This window comes from Olsenella profusa, assembly GCF_016900315.1.
Lineage (GTDB): Bacteria > Actinomycetota > Coriobacteriia > Coriobacteriales > Atopobiaceae > Thermophilibacter > Thermophilibacter profusus_A.
In genome coordinates, this window is sequence record NZ_JACSNQ010000001.1 from 89742 (window position 1) to 110969 (window position 21228).

The window sequence follows — 21228 nt, forward strand, 5'->3', positions numbered from 1 at the left end:
AACCACACTGCATGGTGGTGCAACAGTCACGTTTTTCTAAGCGGTCGTGCGTCGCTGGGGGTGCAACAGTTGCGCTTTTCAAAGCAGCCACGTGCCTCGTGCTTGCAACGACCGCGTTTTTCAAAGCGCCGCGCTTGCCGGAGCCGCAACGGCCCGCATTCTGTAAGCAGCCAGCTCTGCACGCGCCCGCGCGCGTCGCCACCCCTACAGGTTTGCTCCCCCAAGCCCCATGTACGTGGAGATCACGGCCTTGCGGCGTTTGGTGCCGGGCGGGCAGACCTTGTCGAAGGCCGGCATGACGCCCTTGTAGAGCACGATGACCTGCAGGCGCTTGGCGAGCCCCTTCGCGGTGGCGCGCGAGTCCTCCAGCTGGCCGCGAATCTCGTCCAGGTAGGGCGAGCACATCGCGTAGCGCCAGAAGTCCTCGGCACGGTCGGCGTCCATGTAGAGCCAGGGCCGGTTGTCCGGGCCCGCAAAGTGGATGATCGCCGGGTCCGCGGCTGCCTCGGCGTACTCGGCGCGCACGTCGGCCGGCGCGTTGGCCACGATGTGGGTGCGACGCAGGTGCTGCCAGTCCATGAGGTAGTTCCAGCGCATGTGGACGCGCACGTAGTTGCCGTTGACGACCTTGTTGAGCACGTCCTGGTCCAGCCAGCGCCACATGCGCTCGGTGGAGAGCCTGAGGAACTCCTCCGGCGTCACGGAGCGCCTGAGCTCGGCGAGGTTCATGAGCAGCACGCCCGCCTGGAAGTAGTCGTGCGGGTCCCTCATCCCGAGCTCGTTTTTCAGGTACGGCCCCACGGTGGCGTCGTAGCCGTCGATCTGGCCGATGGTGTCGGCGTCGCGCGTGGCCGCGAGGGGGTAGCCCGTCACGTCCACGTCGAAGAGCTTGGCGATGTCGTCCTCCACGATGAGGTCGGAGTCCAAGTAGACGGCCTTGTCCACGTTGGGGAGCAGCTGCGGGGCGAGCAGGCGGTAGTAGGTCTCCGGACGAAAGTGCCCGTGGTGGGGGAGCTTGATGTCGCCCAGCGCCGCGTCCACGTCAAGAAAGCCGATGCCCACGTTGTCGGACTTGGTCTGGCGCGTGAGCGTGATCATGGACGCCGGGGAGATGTTGCGCGTGAGCACCACGATGTCGTAGCGGCGCTCTGCGCTCGCGTTCTCGATGATCGACTGGATGGCGACCGAGAGGTACGGCACGAAGTTCTCGCTGCAGGCAAAGACGATGACCACGTCGCTCAGCGGCAGGTCGAGGTCACCCGACGTGCTCGCGAGCATCGTGGAGGAGAGCGGGTTGCGCACGTGCATGGTCTTGCGCAGGGGCTTCATGGTACCTCGGTTCTCGCGCGTTCAGAGACTCGTCAACTCTACCATTGACGCCGCGCGCCCTCAAATCCCGCACGTCGCGCGAGCCCGCGCCGTCAGGAGAGCAGCTCCTCCGCGTTCCGGGCAAGAAGCGTCTCGACCTCGCCTGCGTCCTCGCCCCGGGCAGCGGCGATCCCGTCCACGGCGCGTCCCAGGCTGGCGAGAAGGACCTCGACCCCGCCCGTCTCCCCGGGCGCCGCGGGCAGGTCGGTCTCCAGGAGCAGGCGTCCCGCGGGGACCTGCCGCGCGTACTCCCGGCCGCGCCGGGTGGCGAGCGCGCGCTCGCCGAAGGAGAACCAGCACCCCAGAGCGCGGGCCCGCGCGAGCTCCTCGGAGCTGCCGGAGAACCAGTGGAGCACGCAGCGGCAGCGCTCGGCGGCGCCCGTGCGCTCCAGGACGTCGAGGGCGTCCGTCGCGGCACGGACGGCGTGGACGGAGATGACCACGGGCGCGGACGGGTCGCTCGTCTCCGCGCACGCCGCACAGACGCGCTCGAAGGCGGCGAGCTGGGCGCCGTAGGTCGCGGCGTGGCGCGGGGAGGCGTCAAGCCCCACCTCGCCGACCCAGCGCGTCTGTGGGAGCGCTGCGACCAGCTCGTCCGCTTCGGAGGCGTCGCGCACCCACCAGGGGTGGAGGCCCGCCGCAAGCGCCACGTTCTTCTCGCCGGAAAGCGGGGCGCGGAGGGCGCGGTATTCGTCGGGGGTCACCGTGACGGCGAGCAGCCCCAGGCCCCTCTTGCCGGCCTCGCGGGCGACGGCGGCCGGCTCGTCAAACCACCCCAGGTGCACGTGCGCGTCAAACAGCATGGAGCCTCCTCTCTTCCTGCGATGATACCGCCTGCGTGCTATCCTGTTAGGCTGCTAGACAAACGCCCCCACGAGAGGACAGACCGTGGAAGAGATGCCCAAGACCTACGACCCCGCAACCGCCGAGCCCGAGCTCATCGACCGCTGGATCGAAGCCGGCTGCTACCAGCGCAGCAAGGGGGTGGGGGACTGCACCGTCGTGATCCCGCCGCCCAACGTCACGGGCATCCTGCACATGGGCCACGCGATGGACGACACGATCCAGGACGCCTTCGTGCGCTACAACCGCATGCGCGGCCGCTCCACGCGCTGGATCCTCGGCACCGACCACGCGGGCATCGCCACGCAGACCAAGGTTGACAAGAAGCTCAAGAGCGAGGGCATCTCCCGCCTCGAGATTGGCCGGAGCAAGTTCCTCGACGCCTGCTGGGACTGGACGCACGAGTACGGCGGGACCATCGTCAGCCAAATCAAGCGCATGGGCTGCTCGATCGACTTCAGTGACGAGAAGTTCACGATGAGCCCCGAGTTCTCCCGCGCCGTCCGCAAGGTCTTCTGCGACTGGTACCACGACGGCCTCATCTACCGCGGCAAGCGCATCGTCAACTGGTGCCCCTCCTGCTGCACCGCCATCTCCGACGACGAGGCCGAGTACAAGGACGAGAAGGGCCACCTCTGGTACCTGCGCTACCCGCTTGTGGAGCCGGTCGACGGCGTGGAGTACGTGACCGTGGCCACCACGCGCCCGGAGACCATGCTCGGCGACACCGGCGTGGCCGTCTCGCCCAACGACGAGGAGAAGGCCAAGCTCGTGGGCGCCAAGGTCATGCTGCCGATCGTGAATCGCGAGATCGAGATCTTCTCCGACTGGCACGTGGACGCGGGCTTCGGCACGGGCTTCGTCAAGGTGACGCCCGCCCACGACCCCAACGACTATGCGATGGGCCAGGCCCACGACCTGCCGCAGATCAACATCTTTGACGAGCACGCCGTGGTGGTCCCGGGCTACGGCGAGTTCTCTGGCATGACGCGCGACGAGTGCCGCGAGGCCGTGGTGGCCTGGTTCGACGAGCACGGCCTGCTGGAGAAGGTCGAGGAGCTCGACCACTCCGTCATGCACTGCTACCGTTGCGACACCGCCCTTGAGCCCTGGCTCTCCGAGCAGTGGTTCGTGGCCGTGGACAAGCTCAAGGAGCGCGCCACGCAGGTGGTCAAGGACGGCGAGGTCACCTTCCACCCGGCCCGCTGGACGCAGACCTACCTCACCTGGATGGAGAACCTCAAGGACTGGTGCATCAGCCGCCAGCTGTGGTGGGGCCACCGCATCCCCGTGTTCTACTGCGAGGACTGCGGCTGGGAGGACGCCCTCATGGAGGACACCGACGTGTGCCCCAAGTGCGGCGGCCACCACGTGCACCAGGACGAGGACGTGCTCGACACCTGGTTCTCGTCGCAGCTGTGGACCTTCGCCACGCAGGGCTGGCCCGACTACCCCGAGCAGATGCAGGGCCACCACCCCACCAAGGTCCTCGTGACCGCGCGCGACATCATCGCCCTGTGGGTGGCGCGCATGATCATGAGCTCGCTCTACTTCACCGACGAGGTGCCCTTCCACGACGTCTACATCTACGCCACGATCCTGGCCAAGGACGGCAGCCGCATGTCCAAGTCCAAGGGCAACGGCGTCGACCCGATGGAGCTCATGGAGAAGTACGGCGCCGACGCCATGCGCTACAACCTCCTCACGCTCATCACCAACAACCAGGACGTCAAGTTCGACGCCAACATCGACAAGAAGACCCACAAGCTGATTGACAGCCCGCGCACCGAGCAGGCCCGCGGCTTCGTGACCAAGATCTGGAACGCGAGCCGCTTCGTGCAGATGAACCTCGAGGGCTACGAGCCGGGCGCTCCGGCCGCCGTGACGCCCGAGGACGCCTGGATGCTCTCCCGCCTGGCCCGCGCCGTCTCCCGCGCCACCGAGCAGCTGGAGACCTACGCCTTCGGCGACTACGCGCGCGAGATCCAGTCCTTCTTCTGGGGCGACGTCTGCGACTGGTACATCGAGCTCTGCAAGGGCCGCCTGCTCGACGGCACCCCTGAGGAGCGTCTGCAGGTCCAGCGCAACCTCGTGTTCGTCCTGGACACGTGCATGCGCCTGCTCCACCCGGCGATGCCCTTCGTGACCGAGAGCGTCTGGGACGCCCTGCCCGCGAGCGGCCTGGACGACCACTCGGCGCAGTTCCTCATGGTGGCCACCTGGCCCGAGCCCGAGCGCTACTCCGGCTTTGTCAACGAGCGCGCCGAGAAGGACTTCGAGCTGGCCAAGGAGCTCGTCTCCAGCGTCCGCTCCACGCGCGCCCGCTACCGCCTCTCGCCCCGCGCCGAGCTGCGCGTGGACGTCAAGGCGCCGGCCGACGCGTGCCAGACGCTGGCCGCGCAGGCCGACTTCGTCCGCAGCGTGGGGCACCTGAGCGAGCTTGTGCTCGCCGAGCCGGGCGAGTTCGCGCGCCCGGAGGGCTCCGTCTCCGTGGTGACGCCGGAGTTCGAGGCCTACGTGGTCGTGGGCGACCTCGTCGACCTGGCCGCCGAGTCCGCGCGCCTCTCCAAGGAGCTCGCAAAGGCCGAGAAGGACCTCGCGGGCGTGGAGCGCACGCTTGCCAACGAGGGCTTCATGGCCAAGGCGGCGCCGGAGGTCGTGGAGAAGAAGCGCGCGCAGGCCACCGAGCTCACCACGACGATTGAGCAGCTCAAGGCGCAGATCGCGGACTTCGCGTAGGTCCGCGCGCGTGGGGGAGGCCCGCCCGCCTCTCGCCGGCTCACTGCGCTTCGCGCAGAAGTCGCTGGCCGAGAAGCAGGCGGGCCTTCGCGCGTTGGGCCTCGCTGCGTTGGGTTGGGTGTTCGTGGCGTGGTGACGGGGGCTGACGGGTGCACTTTGCGTGCGACTGTCGGGCAGCCGGGTGCACTTGAGGTGCGGCTGTCGGGCGGCCGGGTGCACTTGATGCGATAATTCGCCGGGGTTCTTCTCGCCACCTGCGGTTTTGTCGTAGGTGCACCCGTTAAGTGCACCCGCGGGGGAGAAGTGCACTACCAATGGGGGGTGCACCCATTGCAAGAGGTGCCCTTGCTGGATTGTGATGCGGAGCGACCTGCGAATGGGTATAATGCCGCAATCTCGTCGGATCCCGTCGAGGGAAGGGGACGACATGGACGCAGCCCTTGAGGCTCGTGGTCTCTGCTTTGGCTACGGCGACGTTCCGGTGTGGGAGGACGTGTCCTTCTCGCTGGAGCCGGGACAGGTCGCGTTTCTCACGGGGCCCAACGGTGCGGGAAAGTCGACGCTCTTTCGCTGCCTTGCGGGTTGGCTTGTGCCGACTGCGGGCGAGGTTCTGCTCGGCGGCTATCAGTACTCGGGACGCACGCGTCTGGCTCCGGGCGAGCTTGTCTTTGTGAGCGACGTTCCCTCCTTCTACGATGACCTGACCGCCATCGAGCACATTGAGCTCGTGCTTTCCGTTAACCGGGCGGATGACGCCCGCCCGCGCGCGGAGGAGCTGCTCGAGCGCTTTGGCCTCATGGGTCACGAGCGTCTGCTACCCTCGGCGTTCTCGCGCGGCATGCGAGAGAAGCTCGCGCTCGTCCTGGCCCTCATGCTGCGTCCCCGGGTGCTTCTGCTTGACGAGCCCCACGGCCCGCTTGACCGCGAGGCCTCGCTGACCCTCTCCGAGGAGCTCTCCAAGGTGGCGGGGGAGGGCACGGCCGTCCTGCTGAGCTGTCATCACGACGTGCCGGGGCTTGCGTCCGACGTCCTCCTTGAGCTTGCGGACGGCGTCCTGTCCGTTCGGACGGGGGCCTAGCATGCGCTCAGAACTTGCCGTGGTCGCCCGTCTTGAGCTGCGGCACGCGCGCAGCGACCTGCGCTTCCTACTTTTTGCCGCCGGCGTCGACATAGACGAGGACCGCGGGTTTCTCGAGCGCACCTACCAGCTCTACCTGCTTGCCCTCTGTGCGGTGGTGGTCGTGCTCTCCTGGGCGCAGGTGGTCTCCCTTGTCGAGGGAGCGCGCGCTGTGCTAGGTTCGCTCGCAGGGCCGCTTGCCCTGCTGCTGCTTGCGCTTGCGCCAACGGTTGCCCTGGCTGCCTGGACGGCTGGCTCCCTGCGCGAGACCCCGCTGCGCCTGATTGCCCCTGACATCGCCTGGCTCGCCCGGACCGTGCGTCCCGGGGCGCTGCTGGCGGTTCGACTGGTGCGCAACGTGGCGTCCGCAGCCGTTGTCGGCGGGCTCTCCGGCTACCTGCTGGGCGTGCTCGCTCTGGCGTCGAGCCCGCTCGTTTGGTCCGCTCTCGCCACCGTGGTGCTCCCGGCCGCCTGGCTGCTTGCGCTCTTGGCCGGCCTGGCGAGAAGCGCCGCCTCGAGGCGGCTGCGTCCTGTTGTCACACTCTGCGCCGCCGTGCTCGCCGTCCTTCTCGCCGCCGCGCTCTTTCTCGCACTTCCTGCGCTTGTCGATCTGGCCGGCGCCTACCTAGTTCCTGTCGCGCTGCTGGTCGATGCCCTTCTCGTCGTGGCTTCGCTTGCGCTTGCAGCGCGGGCGGACATGGCCTTTGTCGTGGACGACAACGAGCTCTATGCCGCGCGTCAGTCGCTGCGCTTCCTTGCGCTCGTCAACACCGGGGCGTATCGGGAGGCGTGCCGTCGCCGCCAAATGGGCCGCCATCGCCAGGCGAGAAGAACCTGGCGCTTCCGTCCCGGCCTGACGGCGCTCGTCTCGCACGCGCTCGTGAGCCTTGTCCGCCGTCCCTCAACTCTTCTTGGCGTCCTTTCCTGGGGAGCGCTCGTCGTGCCAACGGGTGCTCTGCTCGTCGCTGCTCGCGTGGATGCGGGCGTGCTCCTCATGTGGTATCTCTGCGTCCTGATGCGGCTGCGAGATCCGCTCGAGCTTACCTGGGTGTTCCGCGAGGACTGTGCAAACCGCCTCGTACGCCCGATGCTTCCGGTGAGCTCGCTTGCGCTGCTCGCGCTCGACTCGCTCCCGGCCGTCCTTGTCGCGGCTGTGGCGTCGACTTTCGTGGGTGGCGGAGCGGCGGCCCTACTTTCCGGGAACGTTTGGGGAACGGTCGCCCTCTCGTGGGCACTGCTTGCAGTGCTCGTGTTCTCGGCCGGCTTTGACGACCCGCAGCTCGCCGCCCGACGGGGTTCGGTGCGACCCACGGCCTTCCTCGCCGGCTCGGTGAGCCTCCTCGTCATCGGCCTTGTGGGGCTTCTTGGCGTCGTGCCCGCGCTCGTTTGTGCCGTTGTCGTTGACGTCCTTCTCGTCTGTCTGCTGCGGTAGGGCGCACGGGGCGCGTGACCGATGGGCTGACGAGTGTGCTTTGCGCGCGGCTGACGGGTGCCCGGGTGCACTTGGTGTGCGGCTGACGGGCGGCCGGGTGCACTTGACGCGATAATTAGCCGGGGTTCTTCTCGCCACCTGCGGTTTTGTCGTAGGTGCACCCGTTAAGTGCACCCGCGGGCGAGAAGTGCACCCGCCAAGTGCACCGCAAACGAGAAGTGCGTGTGTCAGGTGCACCGGAGCCCCGGTTAGCCCGCTACGCCCAGCCCAGGAGGTCGCGAATCACGCGGCTCGCGAGCATCTGGCCCATGATCGGTGGCAGGTAGCTCATCGTGCCCAGCAGCGACCCCTCGCGCATCCAGCGCTCGTCGGAGATCGCCTCCATGCGCACGGGCTGCTCGTCCGAGAAGAGCACGCGCAGGCCACGGATGCCGCGCCGCCGGCACTCCTTGCGCATCACGCGCGCGAGCGAGCAGTTGACGGTCTCCTCGATCCGCGCGAAGCGCAGCCGGCACGGGTCGAGCTTGTTGGCCCCGCCCATCGCGGAGAGCTCACTCACGCCGCGCTCCTGGCACCATTGTGCCAGCCGCAGCTTCTGCGCCACGGTGTCGATGGCGTCCACCACGTAGTCGAGCGGCCCGAGTGCGTCCATCTGCTCGGGGAGCCGGTCCTTGTCGAGAAACGCGGTCAGTGCCGTGACGTCGGCCTGCGGGTTGATGTCGCGCACCATCGCGGCCATGACCTCGGCCTTGGGGCGCCCGATCGTGCTCGTGAACGCGATGGCCTGGCGGTTGATGTTGCTCGGCGCCACCACGTCGCGGTCCAGCAGCACGAGGTGGCCCACGCCGCCGCGCGCGAGCGCCTCCGCGCAGGACGAGCCCACGCCGCCGAGGCCGATCACGGCCACGCGGGCCGCCGCGAGCCGCTCGAGCCCCTCCTCGCCGATCACCAGCCGCAGTCGGTCCTGTGCCGTCTCCACCTTCGCTCCGTTCTTCTCGCCGAATGTGTGCCAGCTTGCGCGATGTCACGCTTTTCGGCGCCGGAACGTGACTCTGGACGAGCTTCTGCTGGCTGACTCGCTCATCGTCACGGTTTCTCGCCTTAAAGCGTGACTTTAGACGAGTCGCTGCTGGCTGGCTCGCTTATTGTCACGAAGCGCCGTGCCAGAACGTGACTTTGGACGAGCCGGAAAGCAGAAACTCGCTCATTGTCACGAAACGCCGTGCGGAAGCGTGACTTCCAGCGAGTTAAGATGAGCCAGCTCGCTCATTGTCACGAAAACCAGTGCCAGAGCGTGACTTTGAGCGAGCTGACGAGCAGAAACTCGCTCTTGCTCACGTTATTCTCGCCCAAAGCGTGACTTTGCGCGAGGCGAAAACGGAAGCTCGCTTACCCAGGGACAAGACTCCATGAACCCTCGGTAGCGTTGCAGCTCGCGTGTCGCCATGCTGTGCGGCGAGAAGAACCTGCAGCTCGCAGCGCCTTTCGACGCCAACGCTCTTCTCGCCGGGCGGCTACGCGACGGAGAGGCGGTAGACGACCGTAATCTCGTAGGGGCGGCCGGGCTCGCAGACGCTCTGCGGCCAGTCGAGGTGGTGCACGCAGTCCGGGTAGAACTCGGGCTCGAAGGCGAAGCCCGCGCGCGGGCTGTAGCTTGCGCCGTCCTTGGCGTTCGCGTCGCCGAGCCAGTTGCCGGTGTAGAGATGGGCACCGGGGGTGGTCAGCAGGACGTCGAGCGCCCGGCCGCTCGCCGGGTCCTCCGCGTGCAGGGCTTGGCGCGGCGCGCCGCCCGGCTCGAAGCCGCGCACGCAGAAGCAGTGGTCGTAGCCGCGGGCACGACGGAGCTGCTCGCAGTCGTCGTCGATATTGGAGCCGAGGGGCTTGGGCGAGCGGAAGTCGAAGGGCGTGCCCTCGACGGGGCGCAGCTCGCCCTCGGAGACGGAGTCCTCGCGCACGGGCAGGAAGGCGTCCGCCTCGATGCTCACCACCTGGGTGAGCACGTTTCCGGAGCCGTGCCCGGCGAGGTTGAAGTAGGCGTGGTTGGTCATGTTCACGTAGGTGGGCGCGTCGGTCTCGCAGCGGTAGCGCACGGTGAGCTCGGCCGCGTCGTCTGCGGCCTCGGCAAGGGAGAAGCCCGCGGTGAAGAGACGGTTTCCCGGCAGCCCGAGCTCTCCGTCGGCAAGGCAGCAGCTCAGGGCGACGGAGCTTTCCGCCTCGTCTACGCGCGCCTTCCAGTGGCGCTTGTGCAGGCCGCGCGCGAGGTCGGAGTGGAGGTTGTTGCGGTGGTTGGGGCCGTCGTTTCCGGGCAGGTGCCAGACGTGGCCGCCAAGCGGCACCTCGGCGCGGTCGGTGCGGTTGGCCACGGGGCCGATGGTGGCGCCGTAGCAGGCGCCGTTCTCGCCGGCGTAGCCGTCGAGGGAGGCAAAGCCGAGGAGCACGTCGGCCGTCGCGCCCGTGCGGTCCGGGGCGTCGATCCCGAGCAGCGTGGCCCCGAAGTCGCTCACGCGCACGCGCACCGCGCCGGCAGAGAGCTCAAAGACGCTCGCCTTGGACCCGTCGGGGGCCACACCGAACTCACGTTGCTCGACCATCGCTTCCTCCTGCCTCGTCGGGGCTGCCGCTAGCCCGCCGCCCGCACGCTCGACCGCCCGGGCCGCGCGGCCTTTTCGCCTCGTTAGAGCTGCCGCCCGCGTACTCGCCCGCGCACCCACCTTCTCACGCCCATTATGACAGCGTCGCCGCGCGGGGATGGCGGCGCCCCCGGCAGGGACGCGCGCACGCCGCTCGGCGGCCGATCCCGTCCGCTCCGGCGCGCTGTGCGGTTTTCTCGACCCCTCCCGCCCCGCCGCGGGGAGCGGCCGGCTTGCGCTACAGTAGAGGGCCAAAGCGTTGACCGAAGGGAGCCGCCATGGCAGAGCACAAGTCCGACATCGAGATCGCCCAGGAGGCAAAGATGCTGCCCATCACGGAGGTCGCGGCGCGCGCCGGGCTCTCCGAGGACATGCTCGAGCCCTACGGCCGCACCAAGGCCAAGGTGGACATCCACTCCCTGGCAGACCGCCCGATGAAGGGCAGGCTCGTGCTCGTCACTGCCATCAACCCTACCCCGGCCGGCGAGGGCAAGACCACCACCTCGGTGGGCCTTGCCGATGCCATGAACCGCCTGGGCCACCAGACCATGCTCTGCCTGCGGGAGCCCTCGCTCGGCCCCGTCTTCGGCATCAAGGGTGGCGCGGCCGGCGGCGGCTATGCACAGGTGGTCCCGATGGAGGACATCAACCTCCACTTCACCGGCGACTTCCACGCCATCGGCGCCGCCAACAACCTCTGTGCCGCGATGCTGGACAACCACATCAAGCAGGGCAACGAGCTCGGGATCGACCCGCGCCGCATCACCTGGAAGCGCTGCGTGGACATGAACGACCGCCAGCTCAGAAACGTCGTCGACGGCCTGGGCGGGGTAGCGGACGGCATGCCGCGCCAGGACGGCTTCGACATCACGGTGGCCTCCGAGGTCATGGCCGTGTTCTGTCTCGCCACGGACCTCGCCGACCTCAAGGCGCGCCTGGCCCGCATGGTGATCGCCTACACCTACGACCGCAAGCCCGTCACCGTGGCGGACATCCACGCCGAGGGCGCCATGACGGCGCTGCTCAAGGACGCCATCAAGCCCAACCTGGTCCAGACGCTCGAGGGCAACCCCGCCTTCGTCCACGGCGGCCCGTTCGCCAACATCGCGCACGGCTGCAACTCCGTGGAGGCCACGACCACGGCCCTGAAGCTCGCGGACTACGTGGTCACGGAGGCCGGCTTCGGCGCGGACCTCGGCGCCGAGAAGTTCCTCGACATCAAGTGCCGCGCCACGGGCGTGGCGCCCTCCGCGGTGGTGCTCGTGGCCACGGTGCGCGCGCTCAAGTACAACGGCGGCGTCCCCAAGGCCGAGCTCACCACAGAGAACCTCGAGGCCCTTGAGGCCGGCCTGCCCAACCTGCTGCGCCACGTCTCCAACATCCGCGACGTCTGGGGCCTGCCCGTGGTGGTGGCCATCAACGCCTTCCCCACGGACACTGCCGCCGAGCTGGAGCTCGTCGAGCGCCGCGTGCGCGAGCTCGGCGTCAACGTGGCCCTCTCCGAGGTCTGGGCCAAGGGCGGCGAGGGCGGCGAAGCACTCGCCCGCGAGGTCGTGCGCCTCTGTGACGAGCCCTCCGACTTCCACTACGCCTACGAGCTCGACGGCACCCTTGCCGAGAAGATCGACGCCATCGCAACGCGCGTCTACCACGCCGACGGCGTCGACTTCACGCCGGCGGCCTCCCGCCAGCTCGCCCAGCTTGAGGAGCAGGGTTTCGGCGGGCTGCCCATCTGCATGGCCAAGACCCAGTACTCCTTCACCGACGACCCCAAGCGCCTCGGCGCGCCCGAAGGCTTCCGCATTACGGTGCGCAGCGTCCGCGTCTCCGCCGGTGCCGGCTTCGTGGTGGCGCTCACGGGCGACATCATGACCATGCCGGGCCTGCCCAAGGTGCCCGCCGCCGAGAAGATCGACGTCACGTCGGACGGCCGCATCACCGGCCTGTTCTAGGCCTATCGCGGCGTGCGAAGCGCCCGAGACTCCAGGAGGGGAGACTTCTTCAATGGACGAGAGGCTCACGGAGCTGAGCTGCGAGGAGTTCGCGGAGCGCGTCGCCGCCAAGACGAGCGTGCCGGGAGGGGGCGGCGTGGCCGCCCTCGTCGGCGCGCTCGGGGCGTCGCTCTGCTCGATGGCCGGGTCCTTCACCGCTGGCAAGCCGCGCTTCGCCGCCGTCGACGCCGACGTCCGGCGCATCATGGACGAGGTCGAGGACGTGCGCTACCGCCTGCTCGAGCTGGTGGAGGAGGACGCGCTCGGCTTCGAGCCGGTGACGGCAGCCTACGCGCTCCCCGCCGACGACCCCGCCCGCCCCGCCGCTATCGAGCGTGCGACCGAGGGCGCCTGCATGGCGCCGCTCGCCATGATGGGGGAGTGCTGCCGCGCGGTGCCGCTGCTCGAGGAGATGGGGCGCATCTGCTCCCCGCTGCTCATCTCGGATGTGGCCTGCGGGGCGCTGCTCGTGCGCGCGGCGCTCGAGACGGCGAGCGTGAACGTCTACGTGAACACCTCCCTGCTCAAGGACCGCCAGATGGCCGAGCGGGTGGAGTCGACCTGCAGCGAGCTTCTGGACGAGTACGTGCCGCGCGTCGAGCGCCTGGCGCTCTCCGTCACGGACCGCATCGGCGCCCGCGGGGCCGCCCAATGACGCGCGAGCTGCGGGGCGCGCCCGTGGCGAGGGAGCTCACGGCGCGCGTGGCCGAGCGGGCCGCACGGCTCGCCGCGGCCGGCGTCACCCCCTGCCTCACGATGGTGCGCGTGGGCGAGCGCGGCGACGACCTCGCCTACGAGCGGGCGGCCGAGAAGCGCTGCCACTCCGCGGGCGTCGCGGTGCGCCACGTGACGCTTCCCGCCGACTGCGCGCAGGCCGAGCTCGAGTCCGCGCTCGCTGAGGCCTCGGCCGACGCGTCCGTCCACGGCATCCTGCTCTTCCGCCCGCTGCCCGACCCGCTTGACGCCGCGGCCGCCGCGCGCCGCATCGACCCCGCCAAGGACGTCGACGGCGTCACGGACGCCTGTCAGCTCCGCGTCCTCTCCGGCCGCGCGGACGGCTTTGCGCCCTGCACCGCCGAGGCGGTTCTCGCCCTGCTCGACCACTACGAGGTGTCCCTCGACGGCGCCGACGTCACGGTGATAGGCCGCTCCGACGTCATCGGCCGGCCCGTGGCGGCCCTTCTTCTGGCGAGAAACGCCACGGTTACGACCTGCCACACCCACACGCGCGACCTTGCGGCCTGCTGCCGGTGCGCGGACGTGGTCGTGGCCGCCGCCGGCGCCCCGGGGACCGTGGGCGCGTCGTGCGTAGCCGCGGGGCAGGTGGTCGTCGACGTGGGCACCACCTGGGACGAGGCCGCCGGCCGCCTTGTCGGCGACGTCGACGCCTCGGCCGCCGAGGGCGTCGTGGGCGCACTCACGCCGGTTCCGGGCGGGGTCGGCTCCGTCACCACCGCCGTGCTTGTTGACCACGTGGTGCGCGCTGCCGAGGCGCAGGTGGCGCGGGCTGCCGAGCCACAGACGCGGCGCCCCGCCCCGTTCCGCCCCGCACAGCCGCACCCCGCCCCGGCCACCGAAAGGACCCCAGATGTCTGATGAGCTGAACTATCGCGCGCTCGACCGGGCGCGCGTCGAGGCTGCGGTCCGCGAGCTCCTGCTTGCGGTGGGGGAGGATCCCGACCGCGAGGGTCTTCTCGGCACGCCCGACCGCGTGGCGCGCGCCTGCATGGAGGTGCTCGGCGGCATGCAGGAGGACCCGGGCGCCCACCTGCGCAAGCAGTTCCACGAGCCCGGCAACCAGGAGATGGTGATCGTGCGGGACATCCCGTTCTCCTCGCTCTGCGAGCACCACCTGCTGCCGTTCACGGGCAAGGCGCACGTCTGCTACATCCCGCGCGACGGCCGCATCACGGGCCTCTCCAAGATTGCGCGCTGCGTCTCCGGCTACGCCCGGCGCCTCCAGGTCCAGGAGCGCCTGACCGGCCAGGTGGCCGACGCGATGGTGCGCGAGCTCGACCCGCTTGGCGTCCTCGTGGTCATGGAGGCCGAGCACACCTGCATGACCATGCGCGGCATCCGCGCGGCGGGCGCCCTCACCACCACCTCGGCGGTGCGCGGCTGCTTGCGCGACCTCAAGACCCGCGAGGAGGCCCTGCGCCTGCTCGGCCTGTAGCGCACGGCCCGTCGACGGCCGGGCCGCGCGCAGGTCGTTAGGGTACGTACACCCCACGAACCCCAGGTTCTTCTCGCCAGCCCTCTGACCTGCGAGTTTGTGGGGGCGGCCTCATTGGGAGCTCTGTAAAAGTGTACGTACCCTACAATGCCCCTGTACGTACCCTCCAACGGCCCACGGCGCCCCTGCAGGAAGCGCACCAGGCCGCCGGAACACCAAGCGAGAAGAACCCCGGCACGGACCGGGGCCTGAAACGGAGCGAAATGTACCGAGTCCCCTTTGAGGTGCCCGAGGTCTCCTACGCCGAGGCGCTCGACCTCGTGCACAGCGCGCTGCGCTTTGGCATCTGCCCCATGCTCGAGACCGTCGAGGACATGCTAGCCGAGCTCGGCGACCCCGACCTCGCCTTCGAGTGCGTGCAGGTGGCCGGCACCAACGGCAAGACGTCCACCTCGCGCTTCACCGCGGCGATCCTTGCCGGCGAGGGGCTGCGCACCGCGCTCTACACCTCGCCCGAGCTCGTGAGCTACACCGAGCGCATGGAGGTGGGGGGCCGCCCCGTCAGCGAGGAGGCCTTCGCCCACGGCGTCTCCGCGGCCCACCAGGCGGGCGTCCGCGTCAACGCACGCCGCGCGGCTGCCGGCGAGCGACCCTACGACGTCACCGAGTTCGACACGCTCACCGTGGCCGCGATGGTCGTCTTTGCCGAGGCGGGCGTCGACGTGGCCGTGCTCGAGTGCGGCATGGGCGGGCGGTGGGACGCCACGACGGCCGCCAAGTCCATCAGGACGGTGGCGGTGACGGGCATCGGGCTCGACCACACGCGCGTGCTCGGCGACACGCTCGAGAAGATCGCCGGCGAGAAGGCTGCGATCATCCGCCGCGGGCGCGCCTGCGTGCTCGGCGTCGGCACCGCTACGCCGGCGAGCGTGGAGGACGTGCTGCTGGGCCAGGCCCGCGCTGAGGGCGTGGAGCCCGTGCTGCTGCGTCCGGAGGACCCGGCCGACGCGGCGGGGGAGATGGGTCCCGGGGCGCCTCGTCTCCACGCCAACCTGCCGCACGCCAGCTACAAGATCACACGCCGCCCGCACCGCATCGGGGCGCCGCTCGAGCTCGCCGTGACCACGCCGCGCGCCACCTACGCGGAGCTCGCGTGCCTGAAGCCCGCCTACCAGGCGGCAAACGTCGCCTGCGCGGTGGCGCTCGCTGAGGCGCACCTCGGGCGCGTGCTCAATGCCGACGCCCTCTTCGACTCCGTGGTGGGCTGCCCCACGCCGGGCCGCTTCCAGCTCCTGCGTCCCGACCCGCCCGTGCTCATCGACGCCTGCCACAACCCGCAGTCCGTGGCGACCTTCCTCACCGCGGTCGACGACGTGGCGCCCGCGCGCGACGAGCGGCCGACCCTCCTTGCAGCGGTCCTGGCGGACAAGGACGTGGACGGGATCGTGGCGCTTCTGGCCAAGGCGTTCCCGCGCGTGGCCGTCACGCAGACCGCAAGCCCGCGCGCCCTCCCGGCAGACGAGCTTGCCGCGCGCTTTGCCGCCGCGGGCGCCCAGGTGGTCGGGACGTATCCGACGGTTGAAGCCGCGACGTCGGCATTGTGTGGAGAATCCTACGTGGGCTGCGGCTCCATCACCCTTGCGGGGGAGCTAGTGGGCCTGTTCGATTGACTTTTGCTACAATTCGAATGTCTGCGCCGTCGCAAGCGGTGCGCCCCGATGTGCTAAGGAGTCCCCGACATGCAAGATCTGCTTGACCAGCTCATCACGCCCGAGGTCCGCATGGTCCTCTACCTCATGGTCATCTGCGTCGTCATGCTCTACATCCTCTCCATCGTCTACGTGATCCGCGACGCCCAGCGCCGTGGCGCCGAGCCCTGGTGGATGTGGGCCATCATCTCCGTCATCCCCATCGTGGGCCTGCTCGCGTACGTGATCCTGCGCCCGAGCTCCTACCTCATCGACCGCGAGGAGCAGGACCTCGACATCGCCCTGCGCGAGCACCAGCTCTCCCACTACGGCATTTGCCCCAAGTGCGGCGCCCCGATCGACCGCGACTTCGTGGTCTGCCCGATCTGTAACACGCAGGTTCGCAACGTCTGCCCCACCTGCCACCGCCCGCTCAACGCGGACTGGAAGGTGTGCCCGTACTGTCGCACGCGCATCCAGTAGCGCCGGCGAGAAGAACCTGCGACGTGCTGCGGCCCCTGCTTCGGCGGGGGCCGCTTTTTGGGCGTCGGTGGGTTCGGCTCTGCGCTCCTGCTGCTGTTTGCGCTCCTCGCCCGCATTCCTCTGCTCGCGCCCGCCGCTGCTCGCGCCCCCTTGAGCGCCCACCTCTGGTCGAGCCCCCTTGCCCGCCCTCCTCTGCGCAGAAATCCGGGGGAGTGCGCGTTCGGGCCGCGTAAATCGGCTCCCCTGTGCGCAGCGGTGCACACACCCCCGGCGATTCTCGCGGCGAAAACGCACACACTCCCGGATTCCCGCGCAGCGAACCAGCCCAGGGCCCGCGCCCGCCCAATCGTGCGCATGCTGCGAATCTGTTTCCCCGCGCGCGGTCGGTGGCCACTTGTGGTAAACCATTGCTGTGCAAGCGAGACGAAAGGCAGCGATGCGTCGCTTCAGCGCACATATCGTTCGAACTCAGACTATCTAGGCGTCTGTCCCTTCCTATGGCCGGCGGGCCACGGACAGGCGCCGCATATTGCTCGGCGCATCCGCGCTCGGGCCTTTTTTATGTTCATCCCCAGCGAAAGGTGTTCCCATGAAGGTCCTCTACAACGACGGCCACGTCGACGAGTGCCCGGCCGAGGAGGTCACGCACGTCGTTCGCCACAGCGCCGCCCACATCATGGCCCAGGCCATCAAGCGCCTCTACCCCGAGGCCGACTTCGCCTACGGCCCGGCCACTGACAACGGCTTCTACTACGACATCGACCTGCCCGAGGGCCAGAAGATCTCCGAGGAGGACTTCGACGCCATCGAGGCCGAGATGAGAAAGATCGTGAAGGAGAACCTCAAGTTCACGGTCTTCGAGCTGCCGCGCGCCGAGGCCATCGCCCTCATGGAGGAGCGCGGCGAGAAGTACAAGGTCGAGCACATCGGCGACCTGCCCGACGACGCCCGCATCACCTTCTACCAGCAGGGCGAGTACATCGACATGTGCGTGGGCCCGCACCTCACCTACACCAAGGCACTCAAGGCCTTCAAGCTCACGGGCGTCTCGGGCGCCTACTGGAAGGGCGACAAGAACAACAAGATGCTCATCCGCGTCAACGGCACGGCCTTTGCTACCAAAGACGAGCTCGACGAGCACCTGCGCCTCATCGAGGAGGCCAAGAAGCGCGACCACCGCAAGATCGGCCGCGAGATGGGCATCTTCATGATGCGCGACGAGGCCCCCGGCTTCCCGTTTTTCCTGCCCAACGGCATGATCCTCAAGAACGAGCTGCTCGACTACTGGCGCGAGATCCACCACAAGGCGGGCTACGTGGAGATCTCCACCCCGATGATCATGAACAAGGAGCTCTGGAAGACCTCCGGCCACTGGGACCACTATAAGGACAACATGTACTCCACGATCATCGACGACGAGGAGTACTGCATCAAGCCGATGAACTGCCCCGGCGGCGTGCTTGTCTACAAGTCCCAGCCGCACAGCTACCGCGAGCTGCCCATCCGCGCCGGAGAGATCGGCCTGGTGCACCGCCACGAGATGCGCGGCGCCCTGCACGGCCTCTTCCGCGTGCGCTGCTTCAACCAGGACGACGCCCACCTCTTCGTGCGCCCGGACCAGCTCACCGACGAAATCGTGGGCGTGGTGAACCTCATCGACTCCGTGTACCAGAAGTTCGGCTTCACCTACCACCTCGAGCTCTCCACGCGCCCCGACGACTCCATGGGCTCCGACGAGGACTGGGAGCGCGCCGAGGCGGGACTGCGCGAGGCCCTTGAGCGCCTGGGCAAGGACTACGTGGTCAACGAGGGCGACGGCGCCTTCTACGGCCCCAAGATCGACTTCCACCTGGAGGACTCGCTCGGGCGCACCTGGCAGTGCGGCACCGTGCAGCTCGACTTCCAGATGCCGCTCAACTTTGACCTGGAGTACACCGACGCCGACGGCTCCAAGAAGCGCCCGATCATGCTCCACCGCGTGTGCTTCGGCTCCATCGAGCGCTTCATCGGCATCCTCATCGAGCACTACGCCGGCAAGTTCCCCACCTGGCTCGCCCCGTGCCAGGTCAAGGTGCTCCCGGTCTCCGAGAAGAGCCGCGACTACGCGCGCGCCGTCACCGAGAAGCTCGACGCCGCTGGCATCCGCGCCGTGCTCGACGAGCGCGACGAGAAGATCGGCTACAAGATCCGCGAGGCCCGAAACATCGACCGCCCGCCCTACATGCTGATCCTGGGTGAGCAGGAGGTCGAGGCCGGCACCATCTCCGTGCGCGACCGCTCCAACGAGACCCACGTGGCCAACCTCGAGGACTTCATCACCGACGTCTGCGCCGAGATCGCGGCGCGCCGCTAAGCGTGGGCGAGAAGAACCTGGATATCCGGAGGGCGTCTGCGGCCGAGGTCGCGGGCGCCCTCTCGCTTGACGCGCTCGCGGCGCTGGCCACGGACCTCGGACGCGAGCGCTGGCGCGCCGTCTCCGACGCCGCGCAGGTCGTGGCCTGCTACCTGGCGTGCCACCCGCACGTCGTGGCCGTGCGCTACCCCGGCCTCAAGTCCGACGAGCTCTTCCCGCGCGCGGCCAACGCGCTCGTGGGAGGCTTCGGGCCGCGCGTGGCGTTTCTCGCCGCGGGTGCCCCGGCGGGGGAGTGGTTCCTCTGGGAGGCTGACGCGCGCGACGCGCGCGACCAGGTCATGGAGCTCGAGAGGACACTTTGATGAGCGGCCGCGACGGTCATGCGCGCACCCTCTGGTGTCTTTGGGGGGCCTTGCTCAGCGCCATGCCCTGCGTGCTGAGGTCGCCTGTCGTCTCGCTCTTTTCGGTTTCCGCTCTGGTTGCGCCCCTTCAGTTTCAGGTTGAGCCCCTTGCGGTGGCCCTGTCCGCTGTCGTCCTTGTTGAGGTGCTGAGCGAGGGCCGCACCTCGAAACGGGCAGAGCGCGTGCTTCGCATGGCCTGTCCCGTTGTTGCCTGCGTTACCGTCCCGCTGATTGCGCTGAGCGAGGTGGCGTGGTTGCCCATGAGGATTGGTGACTACTCGCTGCTCGCCTGGCAGCCGGTGTTTGAGCTCGTAGGCAATGTCGCACTTACCCTATCCCTTGTGGGCTGGGTACTGTTCGGAACGTGCCTTGGCAACGCCTTCGCTCCGTCTGGCGTCATGGAGAGGCGGTCGCTCATGCTCGGCCTGCTCCTGGGCGGCGTCTGTGTGCCCATGCTGCTTTTTGTTGTCTCGCTCGGCCTCCCTGCCTGGGGAGGTCCCGTGCTCTGCGTGGCCTCGGGCATTCTCTCCTGGTGCGTTTGCCGCCAAATCTCGCTCACCCTCGGTGGGATTAATGGCTCTCTTAGCTGTGCAGTTGTGCTTTCGGGCGCACTCTATACCTCTTCAGTCCTTTGCAAGGCGCTCTCCGAGGTCCTTCTGTACCATCCCGTCAATTTCCCCGACGCGGACCCGTTGGGGTCTGCCTGCATCGTGATGCTGGGAGTGGCCTCAGTCGCTCTTGTGCTCTGCGTTGCCGCCGCATATGTTCGAAAGCGGTGGTACACGGGCGAAGACTTGTCCTCCCACGTCCAGCCTCATGAAGCCGCTGCGTGCGATCTCCTCCCGCTTTTGCCCGGGGGCGACTCGTTAAGCGCCCGTCAGCGCGACGTGATTTCGTTGCGACTCAAGGGCATGAAGGGTGCCGAGGTTGCCAAAGAGCTTGGGATAGGAAGGGGGACGGTAAGCACGTTCCAGAGGCGCGCTCTGGACGCACTTGGTTTCGAGAGTCTTGATCAGCTTTCTTCCTATTTGGAGGGGCTTCGCAATAACGGTGATGCAGGGGGCGAGTTGACTGCGTGTGTTGAACGTGGTCGCCTGCCGCATCTTGCTTTGCCGCTCATTTTGCTGTGCTTGACCCCCTTTGCGTCCGTTGCTCCATCGCCGTTTCAGGAAAGCGGCCTGCTTGCAGCGGGAGCATTGCTTGTCATCGTGGCATCTGCTCAGATGATTGCTCACGATGAGGGTACTTGGGGTTGCGACCATGTGGGTGCCGGCGGTAGAGTTCGTGCGTTAACGTGTGTGTCCGCGCAGCTCCTGGGCTGCTTCGTGGCGGTGAACTACGGGGGTTTCCCCTGGGGATGGGTCGGTATTGTTGTTGCTGAGGTCCTTCTCGCCCTCGTGGCTCTTCGCGAGGGAGTCTGGTGCAGGCATGCTTCTCTTGAGGGTTTACGGACGCCTTGGAGGGATTTAGGAGCCTGCCTCCTTCAAGGCGCGCGCTCAGTTGTTGCGGATCGTCATGCCTTTCTGTTGCTGGTTGGTTCCGGCATGTCATCGTGGCGGGTGGCGCTGCTGAGCATCGAACTGCAGGAGGCCTACTTCATCGGGGCTGTGCTCTGCATCGCGTTTGTTGTCATGGACTTGGGGGTGTGTTTGCGCCGAGAAGGGCAAGACCATACGAACGTGTCCTTGAATGGAGACGAGGGGGCTCTGGGGCATTTTGAGACACTTGGACTCTCTGAGACGGAGGCGCGTGTTGTCGTTCTTTCCGTTCGGGGGATGACACGCTCACAGATCTCGCGGCGACTGTTCATAGCTCCTGGTGCCGTTAACAGTGCAAAAGCTACCGCCTATCGTAAGCTCGGGATACACAGCGCACGGGAGGCGTCTGAGCTGTTGCGTAAACGTACTGGTTGAGGCTGTCGGACAAACTTCATATAGGGTGCCGACACGACGGGTGACCTCATCTTGCTTAAGCTTGCATTAGGCAGACGAAGGGAGCAAGGATGAAGTC

The 21228-nt window shown here is 68.1% G+C and carries 16 protein-coding genes; 12 read left to right on the forward strand and 4 right to left on the reverse strand.

Annotated features, from left to right (window positions below):
• Window positions 1-204: 204 nt before the first annotated feature.
• Window positions 205-1329 carry a glycosyltransferase family 8 protein gene (locus tag H9X80_RS00395; RefSeq protein WP_239471399.1) on the reverse strand — a complete coding sequence of 375 codons (1125 nt, stop codon included), beginning with the start codon at window positions 1327-1329 and terminating at the stop codon, window positions 205-207.
• A 92-nt stretch (window positions 1330-1421) separates the two neighbouring features.
• Window positions 1422-2171 carry a TatD family hydrolase gene (locus H9X80_RS00400; RefSeq protein WP_204792368.1) on the reverse strand — a complete coding sequence of 250 codons (750 nt, stop codon included), beginning with the start codon at window positions 2169-2171 and terminating at the stop codon, window positions 1422-1424.
• 85 nt (window positions 2172-2256) lie between these two features.
• On the opposite strand from H9X80_RS00400, the gene H9X80_RS00405 reads away from it, so the two are divergent.
• The 3 genes from H9X80_RS00405 to H9X80_RS00415 all read left to right on the forward strand — a co-directional run bounded on the left by H9X80_RS00405 (window position 2257) and on the right by H9X80_RS00415 (window position 7499).
• Window positions 2257-4950 (forward strand): valine--tRNA ligase, encoded by a 2694-nt coding sequence (locus H9X80_RS00405; RefSeq protein ID WP_204792369.1) that lies wholly within the window; start codon window positions 2257-2259, stop codon window positions 4948-4950.
• Between the two features lie 427 nt (window positions 4951-5377).
• Window positions 5378-6028, forward strand: coding sequence for an ABC transporter ATP-binding protein (locus H9X80_RS00410; protein ID WP_204792370.1), 651 nt, complete (start codon window positions 5378-5380; stop codon window positions 6026-6028).
• A 1-nt stretch (window position 6029) separates the two neighbouring features.
• On the forward strand, window positions 6030-7499 hold the full coding sequence (locus tag H9X80_RS00415; protein ID WP_204792371.1) for a hypothetical protein: 1470 nt from the start codon (window positions 6030-6032) through the stop codon (window positions 7497-7499).
• Between the two features lie 256 nt (window positions 7500-7755).
• Here the strand turns inward: H9X80_RS00415 and H9X80_RS00420 are convergent, their stop codons facing one another.
• Entirely contained in the window at window positions 7756-8478 is a 723-nt protein-coding gene (locus tag H9X80_RS00420; RefSeq protein ID WP_204792372.1) for a ThiF family adenylyltransferase, read from the reverse strand.
• Between the two features lie 535 nt (window positions 8479-9013).
• Window positions 9014-10090 (reverse strand): aldose epimerase family protein, encoded by a 1077-nt coding sequence (locus H9X80_RS00425; RefSeq protein ID WP_204792373.1) that lies wholly within the window; start codon window positions 10088-10090, stop codon window positions 9014-9016.
• Between the two features lie 317 nt (window positions 10091-10407).
• On the opposite strand from H9X80_RS00425, the gene H9X80_RS00430 reads away from it, so the two are divergent.
• The 9 genes from H9X80_RS00430 (at window position 10408) to H9X80_RS00470 (ending at window position 21131) form a co-directional block, all read left to right on the forward strand.
• Entirely contained in the window at window positions 10408-12081 is a 1674-nt protein-coding gene (locus H9X80_RS00430; RefSeq protein WP_204792374.1) for a formate--tetrahydrofolate ligase, read from the forward strand.
• Window positions 12082-12133: 52 nt separating this feature from the next.
• On the forward strand, window positions 12134-12775 hold the full coding sequence (locus H9X80_RS00435) for a cyclodeaminase/cyclohydrolase family protein (RefSeq protein ID WP_204792375.1): 642 nt from the start codon (window positions 12134-12136) through the stop codon (window positions 12773-12775).
• Window positions 12772-13716, forward strand: a complete 945-nt coding sequence (locus tag H9X80_RS00440) for a bifunctional 5,10-methylenetetrahydrofolate dehydrogenase/5,10-methenyltetrahydrofolate cyclohydrolase (protein ID WP_204792376.1) — start codon at window positions 12772-12774, stop codon at window positions 13714-13716. The genes H9X80_RS00435 and H9X80_RS00440 overlap by 4 nt, the downstream gene beginning before the upstream one ends.
• Window positions 13709-14293 carry a GTP cyclohydrolase I FolE gene (gene folE, locus H9X80_RS00445; RefSeq protein WP_204792377.1) on the forward strand — a complete coding sequence of 195 codons (585 nt, stop codon included), beginning with the start codon at window positions 13709-13711 and terminating at the stop codon, window positions 14291-14293. Before H9X80_RS00440 ends, folE begins: the two co-directional genes overlap by 8 nt.
• A 263-nt stretch (window positions 14294-14556) precedes the next feature.
• Window positions 14557-15963 carry a bifunctional folylpolyglutamate synthase/dihydrofolate synthase gene (locus H9X80_RS00450; RefSeq protein ID WP_204792378.1) on the forward strand — a complete coding sequence of 469 codons (1407 nt, stop codon included), beginning with the start codon at window positions 14557-14559 and terminating at the stop codon, window positions 15961-15963.
• Between the two features lie 69 nt (window positions 15964-16032).
• Window positions 16033-16464: a zinc ribbon domain-containing protein gene (locus H9X80_RS00455; RefSeq protein ID WP_204792379.1), complete on the forward strand. Its 432-nt coding sequence runs from the start codon at window positions 16033-16035 to the stop codon at window positions 16462-16464.
• Between the two features lie 589 nt (window positions 16465-17053).
• Complete coding sequence (thrS, locus tag H9X80_RS00460) at window positions 17054-18817, forward strand: threonine--tRNA ligase (RefSeq protein WP_204792380.1); 1764 nt, start codon at window positions 17054-17056, stop codon at window positions 18815-18817.
• A gap of 2 nt (window positions 18818-18819) precedes the next feature.
• A complete protein-coding gene (locus tag H9X80_RS00465; protein WP_204792381.1) occupies window positions 18820-19179 on the forward strand; it encodes a PLP-dependent transferase in 360 nt (119 codons plus the stop codon).
• Complete coding sequence (locus H9X80_RS00470; RefSeq protein WP_204792382.1) at window positions 19179-21131, forward strand: LuxR C-terminal-related transcriptional regulator; 1953 nt, start codon at window positions 19179-19181, stop codon at window positions 21129-21131. The genes H9X80_RS00465 and H9X80_RS00470 overlap by 1 nt, the downstream gene beginning before the upstream one ends.
• Window positions 21132-21228 lie beyond the last annotated feature (97 nt).

Coding starts and splice junctions, on each gene's coding strand:
- H9X80_RS00455 (WP_204792379.1), top strand. CDS start 16,033: ATGCAAGATCTGCTTGACCAGCTCATCACGCCCGAGGTCCGCATGGTC.
- thrS (WP_204792380.1), top strand. CDS start 17,054: ATGAAGGTCCTCTACAACGACGGCCACGTCGACGAGTGCCCGGCCGAG.
- H9X80_RS00415 (WP_204792371.1), top strand. CDS start 6,030: ATGCGCTCAGAACTTGCCGTGGTCGCCCGTCTTGAGCTGCGGCACGCG.
- H9X80_RS00400 (WP_204792368.1), bottom strand. CDS start 2,171: ATGCTGTTTGACGCGCACGTGCACCTGGGGTGGTTTGACGAGCCGGCC.
- H9X80_RS00435 (WP_204792375.1), top strand. CDS start 12,134: ATGGACGAGAGGCTCACGGAGCTGAGCTGCGAGGAGTTCGCGGAGCGC.
- H9X80_RS00425 (WP_204792373.1), bottom strand. CDS start 10,090: ATGGTCGAGCAACGTGAGTTCGGTGTGGCCCCCGACGGGTCCAAGGCG.
- H9X80_RS00395 (WP_239471399.1), bottom strand. CDS start 1,329: ATGAAGCCCCTGCGCAAGACCATGCACGTGCGCAACCCGCTCTCCTCC.
- H9X80_RS00430 (WP_204792374.1), top strand. CDS start 10,408: ATGGCAGAGCACAAGTCCGACATCGAGATCGCCCAGGAGGCAAAGATG.
- folE (WP_204792377.1), top strand. CDS start 13,709: ATGTCTGATGAGCTGAACTATCGCGCGCTCGACCGGGCGCGCGTCGAG.
- H9X80_RS00440 (WP_204792376.1), top strand. CDS start 12,772: ATGACGCGCGAGCTGCGGGGCGCGCCCGTGGCGAGGGAGCTCACGGCG.
- H9X80_RS00470 (WP_204792382.1), top strand. CDS start 19,179: ATGAGCGGCCGCGACGGTCATGCGCGCACCCTCTGGTGTCTTTGGGGG.
- H9X80_RS00450 (WP_204792378.1), top strand. CDS start 14,557: ATGTACCGAGTCCCCTTTGAGGTGCCCGAGGTCTCCTACGCCGAGGCG.
- H9X80_RS00410 (WP_204792370.1), top strand. CDS start 5,378: ATGGACGCAGCCCTTGAGGCTCGTGGTCTCTGCTTTGGCTACGGCGAC.